An 18,473-nucleotide genomic window follows, 5' to 3' on the forward strand; every position below is an offset into this window, starting at 1 on the left:
TCGAACGAGCGATCGAGTCACGCGTGTATTGCGCAGTTTGAGCGCTTCAAAGTCACGATACGCAACAAGCTGCAGCTCAAGCCGGTTGCCTACGCGTTCGATGATTTGGCGAGCACCAACATCCCCAACACCTCGCCGCTCCGCCGAAAGATGTATAGATAAGAAACCTCCACTCACGACAGAATTAACCCGTCATCCGGCGATACTGCTGCGCTTTGCGTAGGTGGGTCGGTCAGACGGCTGACGATCTCACCTGGCGGCACCCCTCGTTTGAGTGCTGTCGCTCGGGTATCGGAGGATCTGTTGACGGACGTCGGATCGCCGCCTTATCCGCCCAAGAGCCCAGCGCGAGGTCGGCTGCTCGGCGTTGCGCAAAAATGGCTGCCTCGCCTTCTGGCAAGCGCCACGGTGGCGAGCGTCGTGGCCTGGACGCCGTTCTTCTGGGCGCCTGCCGAAATAGTGGCATCGGGGCTCAGCGTCCACTTCGAGGGTGCCATCGACGGCATGCCGGCCGACACCAAGCGGCTGCTGCGAGAAGTCGCCCTGGTCAAAATCGATGACGCGCACTACCACGCCGCTTATGATGCCCGATCGCCGCTGGATCGGTGTGTGATGGCCGCCGATCTGGAGCGTCTGTTCGGCCTGCCGAAGCTACAGTTGGTGGCCGTCGACTTCGATCTGTCGCCGTATCGTGTCGCTCGGGGCGAGGATGCCGAATGCCAGAAACGCATCAACCAGACCCTCGACACGTTCGCCAAGCGTGATGCTTCGGCCAGGCCTTCTCGTCCCAGATTGATCCTCATGAAACCCTATGCCGTGTCGGATGACGCAGGTGTACGGGCGACGATGGTGAACGAGTGGCAGGCCGCGAGAACGGCGGCGGGCGCCCAATTCGCGCATGTCGAAATTCAGACGAATTTTGGTATGCCACGCCGGGTAATTCCGTTCGCAGGCGAAGACCCGGCACTGGGACTGGCATTTCGGCAAGCACTTCTGAACGATGCACACCTCGAGACCGAAAAGGACCGCCACGCATATCGCCAGATCGCCATTCGCTCTACGGATGCCTTGTTCTCGATGGGCAGTGCCGTGTCGATGAACGACGTGTGCCGACCAGGCATCGACGAAACCAAGGTGTGTTCCGACATCAAAGCGGCAATCGTAGGCAGTGGTTACTCGCCCGATGATCGATACTCGACCTTCGCCGGGCCACGCGATGGCGTCGATCTTCATGCCGCGTTGGCGATATGTCCCCGCGCAGGCGCTACCCATTTACAACACTTCGTCGTTGACGTGGTCCTGGGTGTGTTCTTGGGCTGGGTGTTCGGGGTGTGTTGGAGAGGGTATTACAACACCGTCAGTGGCGAACGGCTGAAGGAAGCGACGGCTTCGGCGGGCAGGCCTTCCGGACGCAAAAAATCCGGTTTTCTCCAGTGGGCCACCCCGCAGCGACCTGAAGCCGCGTACGGGTGGCTCGTCTGGATGGTGATCTTGGGCGCCGTCCTGTTGGTCTTCATAGGGATGGCATCGCTGGCCATTTTCGGTGGCGTGTGCTCAACCGCCATCTTCCCCGCTGGCATCGTGATCGGCATGTTCATCGAAGCTGCCGTCGTCCAGGGGCCCGAGGCGGCGGCAGAAAAGCTGCACGAGCCGGAACGCCGCGCCGGGTCGTCAGCGCCTCCTTCTAGCGACCGTCGTTTTCTCGGCTTCCAAAGCAGGCACGCAGCGTTCAAGACGGCCGTGGCCCTGCTCTTTAGTGTGGGCACATTCATTTATTTGCTGCTCTACGGTTAGCCCCACCTTGCCGCGTTCATTCAAGGAGCCTTCATGCGCGTTCTAACCACTGGCCTGCTGGCAGGTCTGGTCGTCCTCGGTCTTGTATCCGGGGCTGCCAGTCAGACTTCCTCTGCGACATCCAAGAAAGTGTGCGACGTGGAATCCGCGAAGAGGGAAGCCATGAAAAACGACGGTTTGCGATCTGCGCTGGCGGGTCCGGTGACAAGCAGTCGTTGCGCGTCGCTGCTCGTCATCCTGAAGCAAATCGCAAGTGGCAAGATTCTCGCGGGTCGCCAACTGGAAGGTAACGTTGCTGCGGATCGCGCAGATGCGCAGCGGCAATTGGACGCAGCAAGGGCGAACGCCGAGATCCAGGCGGCCGTGGCCGCCGAGTGGGCCGGTGTGACGGATGCGCAGCAACGGGTGCTGCTCGAAGCGGTCGTCATGCACGACAAGCGTCAACTGCTGGCGCGCAACCTGCTGATTCAGCAACTCGATCCGGAGCGGCCGCTATGACTACCGTGCCATCGTTGAGCCCGGCATCGATCGCGGTGAGCCTGGCGTCGATCCTGCTCACGTCTTGCGCCACCGTCCCGGCCGGTTGGGGCAAAGCCGACCCGGCAGCGGGCCCTCAGCCCTCGGCCACGCCGACCCCGTCCACCTCACCCGGAACGACAGCGAAGCCAGCGCGGGTCGAGCCCTGGATGCGACCGGCGGCAGGCAGGCCGTTCACGGCGCCCAGAAAGCCGCCCGTTGCACTGACGAATGCCGGAGACCTGACCTGCACCCAACTGGTGGCGCCCTTCGAGCTGACTACCAATTTCGAAATGCTGCAGAACTTGGGAACGGAAGGGATACAGGTAACCTTGACCGAATGGTGGGAACGATACAAACGCAATCCCTTCGGGGGCGCAGCAGGGCAGGCGATCGAGAAAAGCGCCAAGCACAACATCCCCTATCAGCTCCGGGCTGCCGCTTACCAGATGAATTGGGTGCCGATGGAACTGGAAGTCGCCTATGGCGAGGAACTCGCCCGTCAACTTCAGGCTGCAGGCGAGATCGAGCCACTGGAAAGCGAGTCGGGCCCAAAACTGTACGCCGCAGCAGACAAACTTCTGCTGGAGACGTTGGCGGGCGTCAACGAACCCCACGCCTACACCTTCAAAGCCGTCGTCACGACTCGACCCGGGAAAAATGCCGAGGCACTGCCGGGCGGTCTTGTGTTGATCGATCCCGCACTGCTCGATGATCCCACCTTGGCCCGCAAGGCCCGATTTGCGATGGCCCATGAAATCGGACATGTTCTGCAGCGGCACCAGACGCGTGCCATGCAGGCACGCATTATCGATACGGTGTCGCTGAAGGGTTCGTTGCCGGACCTGGCCAGGGTGATGGGGGAATCAAAGAGTAGCCCCAAGGCCGTCGTCACCCTGCTCCTGGCGGGAAAGCTGCAGTTCGAAAAATTCTACGTTGAGCAGGAGCTGCACTCCGACGGTTGCGCCGTCCGTGTCCTCAATCGTACGCAGCCGTCCGCTCCGGAAATGGTGCGCGTGGTGCAGGAATTCGTGGCGGGCTTGCCGAAGGTGACGGGAAGCAAGGGAGAACCCCCTCTGGTCGCGATGAGCTCGGCACGATCCACCGTGTCCGCCGTTCAAAAGTCGGCCAAAGATGCCGAGTCTCTCATCGATATGGTCACGCGACCGGTCGAAAGGCACCCGACTACGACCGAACGCGTGAAAAACCTGAACCAGACCTTGGACAAGCTACGTCTGGAAGCACGGCCTGGGCCCGCGCCCAAGACAAGATAAACGCGTCGGCGGCGATTCGCCGGTGGTCACGATGGCTGGACGCGGGTCGACCTTCCGCAGGTCAGCCGAAAGGTTGCGGCGATTTTTTTTGTTCGGGACTGGCAGGTTGAAACGCGACGAGGTCCGGGCTCAGCACCGCTCAGCCGCTGATCAACACACCCCAGTCAACCGGCGAATTCCAGTGCACGGATCAGCAGCCTTGTAAGCAGACGTGCCAGGCGTGCCGTAGGTGCTCGTCCCGACGGCCGGCCGCGTTGATAAGCCGCGTTCAATATGCCAAGCTGCCTCTTTTTCCAGGAGAGCGCTATGCACACCTTAGTGACCGAAGGCCAAGCGAAGCGGCTCGTTGAAGAGGCGCGGATCGCGAATCAGCTCCGGCTTCAGTATCCCGAGATGATTGACCGTTTCGCGGGCGAAGACTGGGTCAAGACGCAGGCAGCTTGCGGCCTGTATTACGTCAGGACGGGCGACGGCGGCCTTGCGGCAACGGCGTATGCGTTGACGGCCACGACCCGTTTTGCCGTGCGTCGAACCGACGCGGGCATCATTGGCGCGATCGTGTTCGAGGTCAAACGGCCGGCGAGCGCCATGCATCGTGAATGCCTGCACAAAGCGCTTGAGATTCAGTACCAGGCAACGCCGAAGTTCAGGTTCATTGCCGGGGATGTGGGCGAATTCTTCACGGTCGGCCGCGAGGGCGCCGACATCGATGCTGACACCTTCGCCAGGATGGTGGGCAACCACATTTTGCTGGCCCTGAGTCGCGAAGCTATGTAATCGTCGCCAGGGACGGTCTTCTTGTGCCCGCTACGTGCGAGTGCGGTATTTCACTTCGTGCTTATGTCGCGTGCTGGCGATGCGCAATGCATCGCCAGCACGCCAAGGACTCAACACAATCAGTCCGCCCCCTGAACTGTCTGCCCCCCTAAGCTGTCCGCCCATCAAGGCATCAGCGACGGGTCCACCGCGATCGCAATCTTTCCTCGAAGCCCGTTGTCGGGACTCTGCAGCCGGGCGTGGGCGAGCGGGATGTCGGCAAGCGAATACACGGCACCGACATGGGGACGCAGCCGACCTTGCGCAATCACCGCACTCAGGTCATCGAGCTTGCCGCGGTTCTGTCTGGTGAAAATGAAGTGGTAGCTCGCGTTCTTGCCCCAGGCTTGAACCAGGTTTTGTGGCTGTGCAATGTCCACGATGGTGACGACGCGGCCTAGCTGTGCCAGTGCGTCGGGGCTGCGCGACAAGGTGTCGCCGCCGATGGTGTCGAACACCACATCAACGCCGCGGCCGCCGGTCTCCCGCATGACGGCGTCGATATAATCTTCCTTGGTGTAGTCGATGACCACGTCGGCGCCCAAGCTTCGTGCGAACTCGAAGTTCTCCTCGCGCACCGTCGTGAACACTTGTGCTCCCATGGCTTTTGCCAACTGGATCGCCACATGACCGACGCCGCCCGCGCCGCCGTGGATCAGGATGCGTTCGCCGACCCTGAGCGCGGCACGTACGATCAGCGCTTCCCACACCGTGCCGCCGACCAGGGTCAGGCTTGCCGCTTCAAGATGGCTGAGCGAGGCGGGTTTCTTTCCGATGATGCTTTCGGACGCGACGTGGTATTCGGCGTAACTGCCGGGCCCGATGAAGATTTGCGGCGTGTACCAGACTTCGTCTCCGGGGGCGAAGTGTGTCACGCCCGGTCCGATGGCTTCGACCACGCCGGACACATCGTGGCCGGTAATGGCCGGCAGGGGCACCAGGTCGGGATAGTCGCCGCGGCGGATCTGGAAATCCAGCGGGTTGATGGAGGTTGCGTGCACACGGACCAGGACCTGTCCTGTCTGGGGCACAGGCTTGGGCACCTCGCGCAGTTCAAACGATTCCGGGCCGCCAAATGAGGTGAGTACCATTGCTTTCATGATGCATCCTTGTATCGATAAAAAGGAATATCGAATTATCTCGATATATAAGATGAAAAAAACACGGGTGAAGAAACGGACTGAAGCGGTTAGAGCTCTTTTCCTATGATGTCGGCAAGCGCGCTGATGGTTGCTTCGTTCCGCTTGTAGTAGGTCCACTGACCGATCCGCCTGACTTCGACCAGGCCCACGCGTTGCAGCGTGGCCAGATAACTGGATACCGTTGACTGCGATAGTCCAATGCCTTCCTGGATGCTGCTGACGCAAACGCCCACCGTGAGCACGTCGCCCTCATCCTGGGGAGGGAAGTTCCTGGCGGGATCCTTCAACCCTTTCAGTATCTGAAGACGCGTAGGGTTGGACAGGGCTTTGAATATTTCGATCAGGTCCATGGCTCCATGATATCGAGATTTACCGATATGTCAATACAAACCGCATCCACGGTCCGGATGATGGACGACCTGCTGATTCCTCTAGCCCCGCTCCTTGCCCTCTGCGTCACCTTCTCCGTATCCGGCCGTGGCCTGCCCGGTGGGCTCGTCAAAACTTTGCGGGCGGGGCGCATCTTCCACCAACCTTCGTAGGGTCGTTGCCGCGGCCGCCAGCTGATCGGCTTCGCGTAATGCGTCCTGTGACAGCTCGCCAGGGCTGCCGTCGCCGGTTTCTGCCAGACGGCGCAAGATGGATTCCTTTTCCTGCAGGGATCGCAGGCTGGTCCACAGCGCCTGATCGGTGATCTGTTCCTGCGTGTACGCAAGGGTGCGCAGGCTGAAGGCATGGCCGGTGTGGCAGCGGTAGCGGACGGGCTGTTTGTCGTGCAGCTCGAACAGGACGCCGCCGCAGTCGGGACAGGTGAAGGTCGACGGCTCGCCGATCGACTTGAGTTTTTTCAAGGTCGGGGGCTTCATACCAATGGAGTGCTCGTATTCGATGCGTTGACGTATGTCGTCGAGTTCATCGAGGGTGAGGTCGGGCGCGGGCTTCTGGGCAAGCCGGTGCAGCAGGCCGCCCATGGCCTCGATCGGCACAATGTGGTCGACGTCCACGTTGGCGATCGCGCTCTCGGGCATGCTTGGCGCGTAGGCATCGGTCGGATCCTGGACCACGGCGGTGCCGCCCAGCTGTTTGATGGCTCGCAGGCCGGCGGTCGCGTCATCGAGCAGGCCGGTAAGCACGACGCCAATAACACGGGGGCCGAAGGCGAGGGCGGCGGAGCGGAAAAGCGGGTCGATCGCTGGACGGGCATGGTGTTCCTTTGCTGCCGCGGAAATTCGGATCACGCCTTCGTCATCCATGATCAGATGTCGGTCGGACGGCGCCACGTAGATGGTGCCGGGAAGGGGCGCCATGCCATCGACCGCCGTCACGGCGCGGTTCGGTCCCTTGGCATTGATCAACTGCGCCAGGCGGCTGCGATGGGCGCCAATGTGCTGCACGCAAAGGATGGGCGCCGGAAAGTCAGGCGCTAGCTGCGAGGCTATCTTCAGAAGGGCATCCACGCCGCCGGCGGACGCGCCAATTACGATGCATCGAAGGGAAGGGGTCATAGTCACTCGTCATTCAGTCGTACCGAATGCAGCAAGCAATTTTTGCGCCGCGAACCGGTGCGAACGTGCAATTTTAGAAGCGACCCGCATCGATGCAGGCTGGCTGGCTCATGTGAGGTGCGTGTGAGTGGGGGCAAGCGATTGCGCCTGCTCAGCGCTGCACCAAGGCAACGAGTAAGGCTGACTCTGCCATGGCTGCGGCGTGGCTGCTTGCAGTGGAGCGGGATGGCGGTGAGGAATGGCGTTCGGAGTGGCGCTCAGGGATGCGCTGGCGCGTGCTCTGCCAACACGACGGTGCGCACATTGGCCAGACGAAAAAAAGGGAAGCTGCGGACAGCTTCCCTTTTTCTACTGAATGTGGAGCGGGAGACGAGGCTCGAACTCGTAAATGCTACCCACCCTGGCTAGGCATCCAACTTGATATTGCCCGCTCGGATGATGGCACCCCATTTTTGGGTGTCTTCCTCTATTAGCTTGGACAACTTTTCCGGCCCCTGCGCGACATCGGCGGAGCCAAACGTCGCGAGCATCTGCCTGAATTTCGGCTGCCCGGCGATAGCCATCGTTTCCTTGACGAGGCGGTCGATGATTTGCTGCGGGAAACCCGCGGGAGCGAGCAAGCCATACCAGCCTCGAGCCTCGAAGCCGTTCAGGCCATTCTCCGCCACGGTAGGCAAGTCAGGCAAACGGGTAACGCGTGTCGGGCTGGTAACAGCCAGCGCCGTCAGTTTGCCCGACGCGATGTGCGGCTCGACGAGAATCAGGTTCTCGAACGCATAGGCGACCTCGCCACCGAGCAGGGCGGCAATGACCGGTGCCCCGCCCTTGTATGGCACATGCGTGGCGTTCATGCCGCTCTTCTGTTTGAACAGCTCTCCAGCCAGATGCTGCGGCGTCCCCGCGCCGGCCGAACCGAAGAAAAGTGGCGTGGTCGAGTCGCGCATCAGCTTGACCAACTCCGCTTGCGTGCGAATGCCGGTCCGCTGAGACGCGACAAGGACCAGGGGAGTGGACGCCAGCAAGGTGATCGGGCTGAAGTCGCGCATGCTGTCGTACCCCAGGTCGGAATAAAGCGACGAGCTGATGGCGAGCGGACCGCTTGCGCCAAGCAGCAAGGTATGTAAGTCGCCTCTGGCCCTGGCCACCATGGCAGTGCCTATGTTGCCGCCCGCGCCGGGCCGGTTCTCCACGATGACCGGCTTGCCCAACCTTGCCGCAAGTTGCTCCGCGAGCGTCCTGGCCAAGATATCGACGATGCCGCCCGGTGGATAGGGGTTGACGATCTTCAACGGTTGCTCTGGCCACTGCGCGGCCTGCGCTCCGTTGCCGGCGGCCGCTGCACCGAGGGCAGCGGCGGCGTACAGAAATTGCCTACGATTCATACCCACTCTCCACGTATTGATCTATGCCTGCGTTGGCCACGATGGCCCCTCAAGCGGGATCGAGGGCGAAATGCAGTCTGGTGCCTTGGACGATGACGCCGCCGCGGCTCCCGGGCGTCACGGAACCATATCGTGCGGCGAATGAGTCGGGAAGCGGTCTGCCTTCTTTGGGGGCAAGCCACAAACGCAGGAGGTGGCGCTTGTTCTCCGGCTCTGGCCAATCTTCGTAATCGGTGCGCGAATGGAGGATCTGATGGTTGTGGAGAAACTGCATGTCGCCCGGCAGAAACTCCATTTCAAGGCACAAGGCAGGATCGTTTGTCAGCTTGTCCATGAACTCCAACGCCTCGATCTCCGCTTCCGTCAGCCGGCGTGCCTCGGGAAAGTTGAGCTGGGCACTGCGGATGTATTGGCCGACGAATATGGTCGTCAATTGGCCGGCGTACCAATTAAATACAGGAACATCAAACCAGGGATTTCCGCCCTCAGGCACTTCCCCGCGCCTGTCGGTCGGAAAAGGATGGAAGAGCTGTGCGGCAAGATCGGGACGCTGCTTCATCATTTCGTTGTACACGCTTACCGAGCTGACGATTCTGCTCTCGCCGCCGGACTTCGAGCGCTTCAGACACATCAGGCCAACGATATCGCAGGAGTCAGTGTGGTACTCAAGCCCGCGGTTGGTTTGGTAGAACCGTGTCTTGGGCTTTTTGATGTCGGCGCCCGTGTCTCTCACGTGGCCAAGCAGATGGCCCGCCGCGTTCTGGGAGCAAAAGCTGCCCAGGTATGAGCCGATGGCAAGGTAGGCGATTGCCTTTTGCTCCATCGTGTAGCGGTCTACCGGGAACCCGCGTAGCAACACGAAGCCCCGCCCATCCAGCACATCGCGCAGAATTGATTTCAGCCGCGGCCCCAGCCCCGGGAGGGGATAGGTTTCTTCGCTGATGTTGTCAAAACCCAGGCCCGAGGCTTGGAACGCCCGGGTCGCCTGCTCGATCTCGGCAATCTCCGTTTCATTCAAGACTTCGATCCAATCGCTCGATTGCGCCATGTCGCTGCCGCGCCAGGCGGCAGGTCCGCCAATACTCCGCGGAACGGCGATCCGGTCCATTGCGTGCTGCGTCATTGATTGTCTCCCCACATATGAGATTGGTGTTTCGCGACAATTTAGCGTTCAATGAGAAATCTGCCCAACGAATAATTTCAATGTGTTTATTGATTCGAGCGATAGATGAATATCACCCTTAAACAGCTTCGGGCTTTTGTCGCCGTCGCTCAGGAAGGCAGCTTCACTCGGGCGGGCGAGAAGCTGCATGTCACGCAGTCCACTCTGACCTCATCGATCCGGATTCTCGAGGAAGAGATCGGCATGCGGCTGTTCGACCGCTCCACGCGAACGGTCGGACTGACCCTGCAGGGCGCGAAATTTCTGCCGGCTGCCGACCGCATGCTGCGCGATCTGGCAGAGGCGCTCGACGAAATGAAAATGACGGCCCAGCGCCAGCGCGGGACCGCCGTCGTCGCTGCTGCCGCGTCTTTCATCAACTATGTATTGACGCCGGCGATGATCCGGATGGCGAACAGCTACCCGGGAGTCAGCGTGCGCCTGCGGGAAGAGACCACCGAGGGCGTGTGCCGCCTGCTGGCCTCCGGCGAGGCCGACTTTGGCGTGACCACGCTGTTCTCGAAAGTGCCGGAGTTGGATGCCTCGCTTATCCTCAGAGACACCTATGGAGCGGTCTTCAGCAAAGACCACGAGTTGCGCCTGGAAGGTTCGCCGCTTTCCTGGAACCGGCTGTCCGGGCATCGGATGGTGGGACTGCACAGATCGAACGGCATCCGCGAACTGATAGACCAGCATCCCAGGATCGCCGCCGAGTTCAAGGCGCCTGCCTATGAAGTCGGATCCATGCCGTCGCTGCTCCCTTTGCTGGAAAAGGGATTCGGCTATGCCGCCCTGCCCGCGCTTGCGGCCCAGCCGCTGGTCTCCTCTGGCCTGGTCTACGCCAGGCTGAGCAGGCCCGCTCTTCAAAGGGAGCTCTTCGCCGTCAAGAAGAAGGGACGTTCGCTCTCACCCGCGGCGAGCGCCTTTCTGGAAGCCATGACAGAATCGCTGGGCGCGATAAAGGCGGACAGAGACATGGAAATCGCCTTCGGATGGCCGGAGATGAAGAAGTTCCGCAACGGCGGCGCGCAGGAGTAGGCACCGTGGTCCGAGGTCCCCTCGCCGCAGTGCTCGTGCCTCGCGCTGATATTTCAGACACCGCCCTCGGCCGCCGCGTTGACTTCCAGCCCCGGCCGATGACCTAGGCATAGCAGAACATCAAGTTAGGCCAAGTGCGGAGCTTTTCTGCGGTGGTGAAGGCCTGCGCAGGATCTGCCGCTTCTGTTTGCGGTGGGTATGCGGGTTGAAACCCTTGGCCAGGAGTGCCCGCACTTCGTCGCGCAGCTAGGCGCTTCGTGCAGGGAGGCCGCGGGGTCGTTGCCCGGCGAGATGCGCTATTGCCTGCCGAGCCGGTAGTAGGGCGTGTGCCACGACTTCCCGCCGCTAGGGGCGACCACCAGGCCGAGGCCGTCGGTGTAAACCGCCCGCATTCTTTGGCCTGGTTGTTGGCCTCGGCAACGCAGGCTGTCGGCGGATCCCCAGTGGCTTTCGCTGAAATGAAAAAAAGGAGCCGAAGCTCCTTTTTTTCAATGACTACAGACGCCAATGGAAGTCTGCAGATCATAAATTGGAGCGGGAGACGAGGCTCGAACTCGCGACCTCAACCTTGGCAAGGTTGCGCTCTACCAACTGAGCTACTCCCGCATGTCGTGAACTTGCGTTCAGGACGGTGGTACTGCCGCATCCAGATCAACAAGGGTTGCCACACCGTTGCATGACTGCATGATCTGCTGCTTTACCGCTGCCACCACGATGTGAACCGAAGTGACTTGAATATGGAGCGGGAGACGAGGCTCGAACTCGCGACCTCAACCTTGGCAAGGTTGCGCTCTACCAACTGAGCTACTCCCGCTTGGGTTACTTGTTGCTGTACTTCCTTGCTGTGCTAGCTGACTGTACTTCTGCACACGTACCGCCTGCGCGCACTGCTTCAACAACCGCTTTGTGTCACCGCTGCTTGCGCTGCAGTTATGTCCGCGTCGTTGCGAGAACAAGACTATAGCAAATCGAAAATATGCGTGTCAAACGCATGACGATGATTTGCCAACATTCACGGCCTCCCACGCGCACTTTCACACGCAGAGAAAATTGCTTGCACCTTGGGTTGGACGTCCTGGCGGCTCTCCGGGACACTGCGGTCATGGACAACAATTTTCAAGGCAAGGCATGAAACGACGGAAAGCGGATGTGGTGGTCGTCGGCGCGGGAACGGCTGGCATGTCTGCGTTCCGGGCGGCCCGGGAAGAGGGGGCCAATGTCATCCTGGTTGAAAGCGGGCCGTACGGGACGACGTGCGCGCGGGTGGGGTGCATGCCGTCCAAGCTGCTGATCGCCGCGGCGGACGCGGCCGATGCGGTACGGCGTGCCGATGCGTTTGGCGTGCGGACGTCGCGGGTCGAGGTCGACGGGGTGGCCGTCATGAACCGGCTGCGCAAGGAGCGTGATCGTTTCGTGGCATTGGCGGTGGAAGAGGTTGACAGGATTCCTGCCTCTCGCAAGGTGCACGGGCATGCGCGCTTCGTATCGCATGACACGCTCAGCATCGACGGGCATAGCGAGATCCAGGCGCGGGCAGTGGTCTTGGCCACGGGTTCGTCGTCCATCATTCCCGACGACTTCAAGGCGCTCGGCGACCGGGCCGTGACCAATGACGATGTGTTCGACTGGAAGGATCTGCCCGGCAGCGTTGCCGTGTTTGGCACCGGTGTGATCGGGCTGGAGCTGGGGCAGGCCTTGCAACGCCTTGGCGTTCGGGTCCGCATGTTCGGCGAAGGCGGCAAGATCGGCCCCCTGACCGACCCGGCGGTGATTGCCGAAGCATGTTCGCTATTCGGCCAGGCGTTTGCACTGGATGCCGATGCCCAGGTAATGGAAAAGACCCGTAATGGCGACTCGGTCGATATCACCTTCAAGAAGTCCAATGGAAGGAAAACCACCGAGAGCTTCGACTTCGTGCTGGTGGCGATCGGCCGGTCGCAGAACGTCAGGCAGCTGGGCTTGGAGATGACGCGGGCCAGGCTGGACGACAAGGGCATCCCGTCCTACAACCGGCGCACGATGCAGGTCGGCAAGCTTCCGCTGTTCGTTGCGGGTGACAACGACACGGATCCCCCGGTGCTGCATGAAGCCATCGACGAAGGCCGCATCGCCGGCCGCAACGCCGCGTGTTTTCCTGACGTGAAGCCGGGCTTGCGCCGGGCGCCACTGGCGATCGTGTTCAGCGATCCCGCCTTGCTGATGGTGGGCGAGCGTTTTTCCGACCTGGATGAGAAGGCGATCGTGATCGGCGAGATCTCGTTCAAGGACCAGGGACGCAGCCGCGTCATGCTTAAGAACGAAGGGCTGCTGCGGGTGTATGCGGACCGCAGGACCGGGCGTTTCCTTGGAGCAGAAGGCCTGTGCCCTGCGGCTGAACATGTCGCTCACCTGCTGGCCTGGGCCGTGCAGCAGAAGTTGACGGTGGCAACGATCTTGCAGATGCCGGTGTATCACCCGGTGATCGAAGAGGGCGTGCGCGACGCGTTTCGCGATGCCGAGTCGAAAGTGAAGGGCTGATACACCGATCACCCCTCGTCCGTCATGGAACCGTCATCTGATCGTCTTAGACTCTGCGCCTGCTCATCAGGCCGCCGTGCTGGCATCGTTATTTCCAACGACGGCAGCAACCCGGCCCGACTATGAGCCTTCCTTCGCCGATGTCTTCGCCCTTTGACCGATCGCCTGACTGCTGCCCCAATGCCTGTTTCCTCTTCCACCGGCGCCGCCGTTTCGATCGCCGGCCTGGTGCAGCGTTTCGGTTCCCACACCGTCCTTGACCGGGTCGACCTCGACGTGCCTGCGGGCCACGTGCTTGCGTTGCTCGGGCCGTCCGGCTGCGGCAAGACCACGCTGCTGAAGCTGCTGGCCGGGCTGATGCGGCCGACCGAAGGCCGCATTGCCATCGGCGGGCAAACCGTTGTCGATGGCAACCATTTTCTGCCGCCCGAAAAGCGCGGCCTGGGCATGGTGTTCCAGGACTACGCGTTGTGGCCCCACATGACGGTCGGCCGCAATGTGGCCTTCCCGCTGGAAATGCGGGGTGTGGGCCGGCGCGAAGCCACCACCCGTGTCGCCCACGCGCTGGACCTGGTTGGCCTGGGCGGGTATGACGCGCGGCAGCCCGGCAGCCTGTCGGGCGGGCAACAGCAGCGCGTGGCCCTGGCGCGCGCGATCGTCGCGCGTCCTCAACTGTTGTTGTTCGATGAGCCGCTGTCCAATCTGGACCGCGACCTGCGCGAATCCTTGTGCGGCGAGATCGGCGCATTGCTGCGCGAGCTGGGCACCACCGCCGTCTATGTCACGCATGACCATGAAGAGGCCTTCACGCTGGCCGATACCGTGGCCGTGATGCGCGGCGGGCGCATTCAGCAGATGGCGTCACCAGACGCCCTGATGGGCGACCCGGCATCCCTGGCGGTCGCGGAATTCCTCAAGCTGGGCGCCGTTGCGGCAGGCGAGCGGACCGACACGGGATGGCGGCTGGGGCAGGGCATCGATCTGGTCTCGCCGCACCACGCGGGTGGGCTCGATCACGCGCATGCCCCCGGCCCCGGCCATCTCTTCATTCCCCATTCGGCCCTGCGGCCGGCCGATGCGGCGCCCTTGCGCGGCACGGTCGTGGCGCAACGCTATCGCAGCGGCCACTACGCGACGACCGTGCGTGTCGGTCCGGAAAACGGGGGCTTCGAACTCTCTTTGCTGACCCACGCAAGATTGCCGCTGCATGCGCCGATCGGGCTCGAACTCGATTGGACGCGCCTGCGGTGGTTCCCGCTGGCTGCCTGAGCCAGCACAGGGAGACCCGGCCGGGGTGGCACGCCATGCCCTGTCGGGTTGCCCGCCAGTCCACGACCTCTTTCCTTTCATCTGGATAACCCATGCAAACCCGCAACTCCGTGCTCGGCCTGTGCCTGACCCTGGGCGCCGTCTTTCTCAGTCCCGCCGCCCAGGCATTGACTGTCTACACCGCCGGCCCTGCCGGACTGGCCAAGCAGTTGGCGGATGACTTCAAGAAATCCACCGGCATTACCGTCGATGTGTTCCAGGCCGACACCGGCAAGGTCATGGCCCGCCTGGAAGCCGAAGCCGGCAACCCGCGTGCGGACATCGTGATCTCGGCATCGTGGGACAGCGCGCTGGACCTGGACAAGCGCGGCTGGCTGCTCCTGTACGTGAGCCCGAACGCGGCAACCGTGCCTGCGGCCTATAAAGGCCCGAGCTATGTTGCCCAGGGCCTGTCGGCGCTGGCCATCGTATGGAACACCCAAAGCGGCACGCCGCGCCCCAAGGATTGGAATGACCTGACGCAGCCCGCGTTCAAGGACAAGGTCAACATGCCTGACCCGGCGCAGTCGGGCACGGCGCTTGAACTGCTCTCGGGCATGCAGGCGGCGCAAAGCGAGACCGCGTGGAAGCTGTTCAGTGCACTGAAGACCAACGGCATGGCCATCGCCGGCCCGAACGCGCAGGCCATGAACCCGGTGCTGCAAGGCGCCAAGGCTGCGGTGTTTGGCGCGGTCGACTACGTGGCGCTTGGCAGCCAGGCGTCGGGTGAAGCGATCGAAGTCATCTTTCCAAGCAGCGGCACCGTGATCGCCGCGCGTCCCATGATGATCCTGAAGTCCAGCCAGGCCGCTGCTGACGCGAAGCGTTTCATTGACTTCGTGTTGTCGAACGAAGGCCAGGCTCGCGTTGCCGCGACGTTCCTGATTCCTGCGCGCACCGACGTGCCGTCACGCCGCCCCGGCATCAAGGACATCAAGGCCCTGCCGCCTGAAAATGACGCCGATCGTGCGGGCCGCCAGGCGCTGCTCGAGCGCTTCTCGACGCTCTATCAACGCAAGTAATGGCGACTGCAACCCGGGCAACTGCAACCCGGACGACCGCAACCCGGGCAACTGCAACCCGCGCAAGCATCGGCCTGACGGGCACCACCATCGCCGCGTTGGCGGTGCTGGTGGCCCTGCCGCTCGCCTTCGTCTTTCTGCAGGCCGTCTTTCCGGCGCTGGCGCAGGGACGCTTTACCGAGCCGTTCGGCCACATCGGCCGAACCCTGGGCGATCCGGCCCTGCTCGACCTCACGTTGAACACGCTCAAACTTGGCGCGTGCGTGGTGGCGCTGGCGGCATTGATCGGCATCCCGCTCGGTACCTTGCGCGGCCTGTTCAACGTGCCGTTCGCACGGGTGTGGGATGTGGTGCTGCTGGTGCCTTTCATGATCCCGCCATACATTGCGGCACTGGGCTGGATCATGCTGCTGCAGCCGCGTGGCTATGTGCAGCAACTGGTCGGCGTGCACGCCGGGCCGCTGCTGTTTTCGTTTGGCGGCGTCGTGTTTGTGATGACGCTGAACGTGCTGCCCGTCGTGTACTTCGCGGTGTCCCGCGGCATGGCCGCGTCGGGCTCGCGATTGGCCGACGTCGGACGGGTGTGCGGTGGCGGGGCGTGGCGCTGTTTCTGGCGCATCAGCCTGCCGCTGGCCACCCCGGGCATCGCCGCCAGCCTGTTGCTGGTGTTTGCGATGGCGATCGAAGAATACGGCACGCCTGCCGCACTGGCTGCCAACGACGGCTTCTTTGTGCTGGTCACGGGCATTGAACGGCGCTTTTCCGAGTGGCCCATCGACCTGCCTGGCGCGTCGACGCTGTCCTTGATTCTGGTCGCGCTGGCCATGATGGCCTTCCTGTTCCAGCGCCGCCTGATGCGTGGGCGCACCTTCGAAACCGCAACCGGCAAGCCGATCGATGTCGAACTGCGGGCCCTGGGTCCGTGGCGGGTGCCGGTGACGGCACTGTTCGCCATGGTGGCCCTGGTGGCCACCGTCGCTCCTTTGTGCGCCATTGTCGCCACCGCATTCAGTCGGACCCTGTCAGGCGGGCTGGCGGTGTCCAATCTGTCATGGGTGCACTTTCGCGCCATCGCGCAGACGGGTGGGGACGCCATGCAGGCGCTCGGCACCAGCCTGGCGCTGGGCCTTGGCGCCGCGTTGCTGACCGGTGTGCTGGGCCTGCTCGTGGCCTATTGCGTCGTCAAGACCCGGACCCGCGGACGCGTCCTGCTGGACGCCCTGGCCATGTTGCCCAACACCTTGCCCGGCATCGTGGTGGGGGTGGGCCTCATCCTGGCGTGGAACCAGAAGTGGTGGCCCGTCACGCCGTACAACACTTGGGGCATTTTGCTGCTGGCCTACTGCTGCCTGCTGCTGCCGTACCCCGTGCGTTACGCGCAGGCAGCCCTGCAGCAGATCGGCGACAGTCTCGAAGCCGCCGCCCGCGTGCATGGCGCGGGCGCAGTGACGGCCCTGGTCCGCATCCTGTTGCCCTTGCTCGCGCCGTCGCTGCTCGCGGCCATGCTGCTGGTGTTTGCTGTGGCGTCGCGGGAACTTGTCGCCTCGTTGCTGCTGGCGCCCACGGGGGTGCAGACGGTGTCCTTGTTCATCTGGCGGCAGTTCGAGCAAGGATCGGTCGGGCAGGGCATGGCCATGAGTGTGGTGACCGTGCTGGTCACCACGTCGCTGATGCTTACGGTCACGCTCTGGACGCAGCGGCGCGCCGCCCGATAGAGTGACGGGGTGTCTAACCCGGCGCGGCGGCCCCCGCCGCGCCGCCCTCAAGGTGCCCCATGAAAGCCACGCCCACCCAACGCGACGACTATGTGCATTTCCTGGAGATGGAAACGCGCTGGAGCGATAACGATGGTTATGGCCATGTGAACAACGTCGTCTATTACTCGTTTTTCGACACGGCCGTGAATCGCCACATGCTTGATGCCGGGGTGCTCGACATCGCCGCGTCACCCGTCGTCGGCCTGGTGGTCGAGACCCAGTGCCAGTACTACCGGTCGATCAGCTATCCCGACCGCGTCACCATCGGCATGCGCGTCGCGCATCTGGGCAACAGCAGCGTGCGCTACGAACTGGGTGTATTCCGCAACGATGAGGTGCAGGCGTCGGCGCAGGGCCACTATGTCCACGTGTACGTCGAGCGTGCGACGCAGACGCCCGCCGCGATCCCGACTGAAACGAGGGTCCTGCTGCAAACGCTGCATCGTAACGGGCCGCTCTGAACACAGCGAAATCACGCCCGTTCCACGATATCGGCCATTTTGTGTACGACAACAAAGTTCTTGTATACATGACGGCTTTGTGGAAATATCTGCCCACTGGATAGACGCGGTGGTGCCCCATGCTGGTCGAAAAGAATCGCGCTGCAAGCCTGCGCGAGACGATCGAGGAACTGATCGCCGTTGGTGAACTGTCGCCGGGCGACGCGCTGGACGAAACGATCCTGGCGCAGCGCTTGGCGTGTCGCGCACGCCGATCCGCGAAGCGCTGATCCAGCTGGCGTCTGCCGGCCTGGTCGACATGCGGCCTCGGCGCAGCGCGCTGGTGGCGCAGATCGGGCCGCATCGCCTGGTCGAAATGTTCGAGGTCATGGCCGAAATGGAAGCCATGTGCGCCCGGTTGGCCGCCCGTCGCATGAGCGCGCCGGAACAGGCTGCGCTGCAGGCCGCGCATGAAGCCTGCAAGGCATCGCGCGATGCGGGCGACACCGACGCCTACTACTACCTCAACGAAGCTTTTCACCGCGCCGTCTACCTGGGCAGTCACAACGATTTCCTGGCCGAAGAAGCCATCAAGCTGCATCGCCGCCTGGCGCCGTATCGACGTCTGCAGTTGCGGGTGCGCGATCGCATTGCCACCTCGTACGACGAACACGGCGGCCTGGTCGATGCGCTGCTTGCCGGCGACGCGGAAACCAGTGCCGAACGCGCCCGCGCGCATGTGGTCGTGCAAGGCCAGCGTTTCGCCGACCTGATGGCGTCGTTGCCGCGCAGCGCCTGAA

Annotated in this window: 15 protein-coding genes, 2 tRNA genes and 1 pseudogene; 11 read left to right on the forward strand and 7 right to left on the reverse strand. The window is 62.6% G+C overall.

All coding sequences use genetic code 11. From position 1 onward, the window contains the following. The first annotated feature begins 303 nt into the window (after nucleotides 1–303). The 4 genes from IE116_RS01520 (at nucleotide 304) to IE116_RS01535 (ending at nucleotide 4,361) form a co-directional block, all read left to right on the forward strand. Nucleotides 304–1,794: a hypothetical protein gene (locus IE116_RS01520; protein ID WP_189609168.1), complete on the forward strand. Its 1,491-nt coding sequence runs from the start codon at nucleotides 304–306 to the stop codon at nucleotides 1,792–1,794. Nucleotides 1,795–1,827: 33 nt separating this feature from the next. Next, nucleotides 1,828–2,292, forward strand: a complete 465-nt coding sequence (locus IE116_RS01525; protein ID WP_189609169.1) for a hypothetical protein — start codon at nucleotides 1,828–1,830, stop codon at nucleotides 2,290–2,292. Next, on the forward strand, nucleotides 2,289–3,584 hold the full coding sequence (locus tag IE116_RS01530) for a M48 family metalloprotease (protein WP_189609172.1): 1,296 nt from the start codon (nucleotides 2,289–2,291) through the stop codon (nucleotides 3,582–3,584). The genes IE116_RS01525 and IE116_RS01530 overlap by 4 nt, the downstream gene beginning before the upstream one ends. A 273-nt stretch (nucleotides 3,585–3,857) precedes the next feature. Further along, nucleotides 3,858–4,361, forward strand: a complete 504-nt coding sequence (locus IE116_RS01535) for a hypothetical protein (RefSeq protein ID WP_189609173.1) — start codon at nucleotides 3,858–3,860, stop codon at nucleotides 4,359–4,361. Between the two features lie 164 nt (nucleotides 4,362–4,525). Here IE116_RS01535 and IE116_RS01540 read toward each other — a convergent pair whose 3' ends face one another. From IE116_RS01540 to IE116_RS01560, 5 genes are all read right to left on the reverse strand, one after another. Then, the gene (locus IE116_RS01540) at nucleotides 4,526–5,500 is read right to left on the reverse strand and encodes a zinc-dependent alcohol dehydrogenase family protein (protein WP_189609175.1); all 975 of its coding nucleotides are present in this window, start codon (nucleotides 5,498–5,500) and stop codon (nucleotides 4,526–4,528) included. Nucleotides 5,501–5,589: 89 nt separating this feature from the next. Further along, a complete protein-coding gene (locus IE116_RS01545; protein ID WP_189609177.1) occupies nucleotides 5,590–5,892 on the reverse strand; it encodes an ArsR/SmtB family transcription factor in 303 nt (100 codons plus the stop codon). 81 nt (nucleotides 5,893–5,973) lie between these two features. Beyond that, nucleotides 5,974–7,047, reverse strand: a complete 1,074-nt coding sequence (locus IE116_RS01550; protein ID WP_189609179.1) for a chemotaxis protein CheB — start codon at nucleotides 7,045–7,047, stop codon at nucleotides 5,974–5,976. Nucleotides 7,048–7,451: 404 nt separating this feature from the next. Continuing rightward, nucleotides 7,452–8,429, reverse strand: a complete 978-nt coding sequence (locus IE116_RS01555) for a Bug family tripartite tricarboxylate transporter substrate binding protein (protein WP_189609181.1) — start codon at nucleotides 8,427–8,429, stop codon at nucleotides 7,452–7,454. A gap of 49 nt (nucleotides 8,430–8,478) precedes the next feature. Beyond that, entirely contained in the window at nucleotides 8,479–9,552 is a 1,074-nt protein-coding gene (locus IE116_RS01560) for a TauD/TfdA family dioxygenase (RefSeq protein WP_229827949.1), read from the reverse strand. A 105-nt stretch (nucleotides 9,553–9,657) separates the two neighbouring features. Between IE116_RS01560 and IE116_RS01565 the strand changes: the two genes are divergently transcribed. Beyond that, entirely contained in the window at nucleotides 9,658–10,629 is a 972-nt protein-coding gene (locus IE116_RS01565; protein WP_189609183.1) for a LysR family transcriptional regulator, read from the forward strand. A gap of 530 nt (nucleotides 10,630–11,159) precedes the next feature. On the opposite strand, the gene IE116_RS01570 is transcribed toward IE116_RS01565, so the two are convergent. Next, nucleotides 11,160–11,235, reverse strand: a tRNA-Gly gene (locus tag IE116_RS01570). 132 nt (nucleotides 11,236–11,367) lie between these two features. Then, nucleotides 11,368–11,443 (reverse strand) — tRNA-Gly (locus tag IE116_RS01575). 314 nt (nucleotides 11,444–11,757) lie between these two features. Between IE116_RS01575 and IE116_RS01580 the strand changes: the two genes are divergently transcribed. The 6 genes and pseudogenes from IE116_RS01580 to IE116_RS01605 all read left to right on the forward strand — a co-directional run bounded on the left by IE116_RS01580 (nucleotide 11,758) and on the right by IE116_RS01605 (nucleotide 18,472). Then, nucleotides 11,758–13,146, forward strand: a complete 1,389-nt coding sequence (locus IE116_RS01580; RefSeq protein WP_189609184.1) for a dihydrolipoyl dehydrogenase — start codon at nucleotides 11,758–11,760, stop codon at nucleotides 13,144–13,146. A 180-nt stretch (nucleotides 13,147–13,326) separates the two neighbouring features. Further along, nucleotides 13,327–14,415, forward strand: coding sequence for an ABC transporter ATP-binding protein (locus tag IE116_RS01585; protein WP_189609186.1), 1,089 nt, complete (start codon nucleotides 13,327–13,329; stop codon nucleotides 14,413–14,415). 92 nt (nucleotides 14,416–14,507) lie between these two features. Further along, nucleotides 14,508–15,476: an ABC transporter substrate-binding protein gene (locus IE116_RS01590; protein WP_189609188.1), complete on the forward strand. Its 969-nt coding sequence runs from the start codon at nucleotides 14,508–14,510 to the stop codon at nucleotides 15,474–15,476. Continuing rightward, the gene (locus IE116_RS01595) at nucleotides 15,476–17,191 is read left to right on the forward strand and encodes an ABC transporter permease (protein ID WP_189609191.1); all 1,716 of its coding nucleotides are present in this window, start codon (nucleotides 15,476–15,478) and stop codon (nucleotides 17,189–17,191) included. Before IE116_RS01590 ends, IE116_RS01595 begins: the two co-directional genes overlap by 1 nt. A gap of 59 nt (nucleotides 17,192–17,250) precedes the next feature. Beyond that, the gene (locus IE116_RS01600; RefSeq protein ID WP_189609193.1) at nucleotides 17,251–17,694 is read left to right on the forward strand and encodes an acyl-CoA thioesterase; all 444 of its coding nucleotides are present in this window, start codon (nucleotides 17,251–17,253) and stop codon (nucleotides 17,692–17,694) included. A gap of 119 nt (nucleotides 17,695–17,813) precedes the next feature. After that, nucleotides 17,814–18,472: pseudogene (locus tag IE116_RS01605) on the forward strand (GntR family transcriptional regulator). The last annotated feature ends 1 nt before the right edge of the window (nucleotide 18,473 follow it).

Origin of the sequence: Pigmentiphaga litoralis, assembly GCF_014651835.1 — a bacterium.
GTDB classification, from domain to species: domain Bacteria; phylum Pseudomonadota; class Gammaproteobacteria; order Burkholderiales; family Burkholderiaceae_B; genus Pigmentiphaga; species Pigmentiphaga litoralis.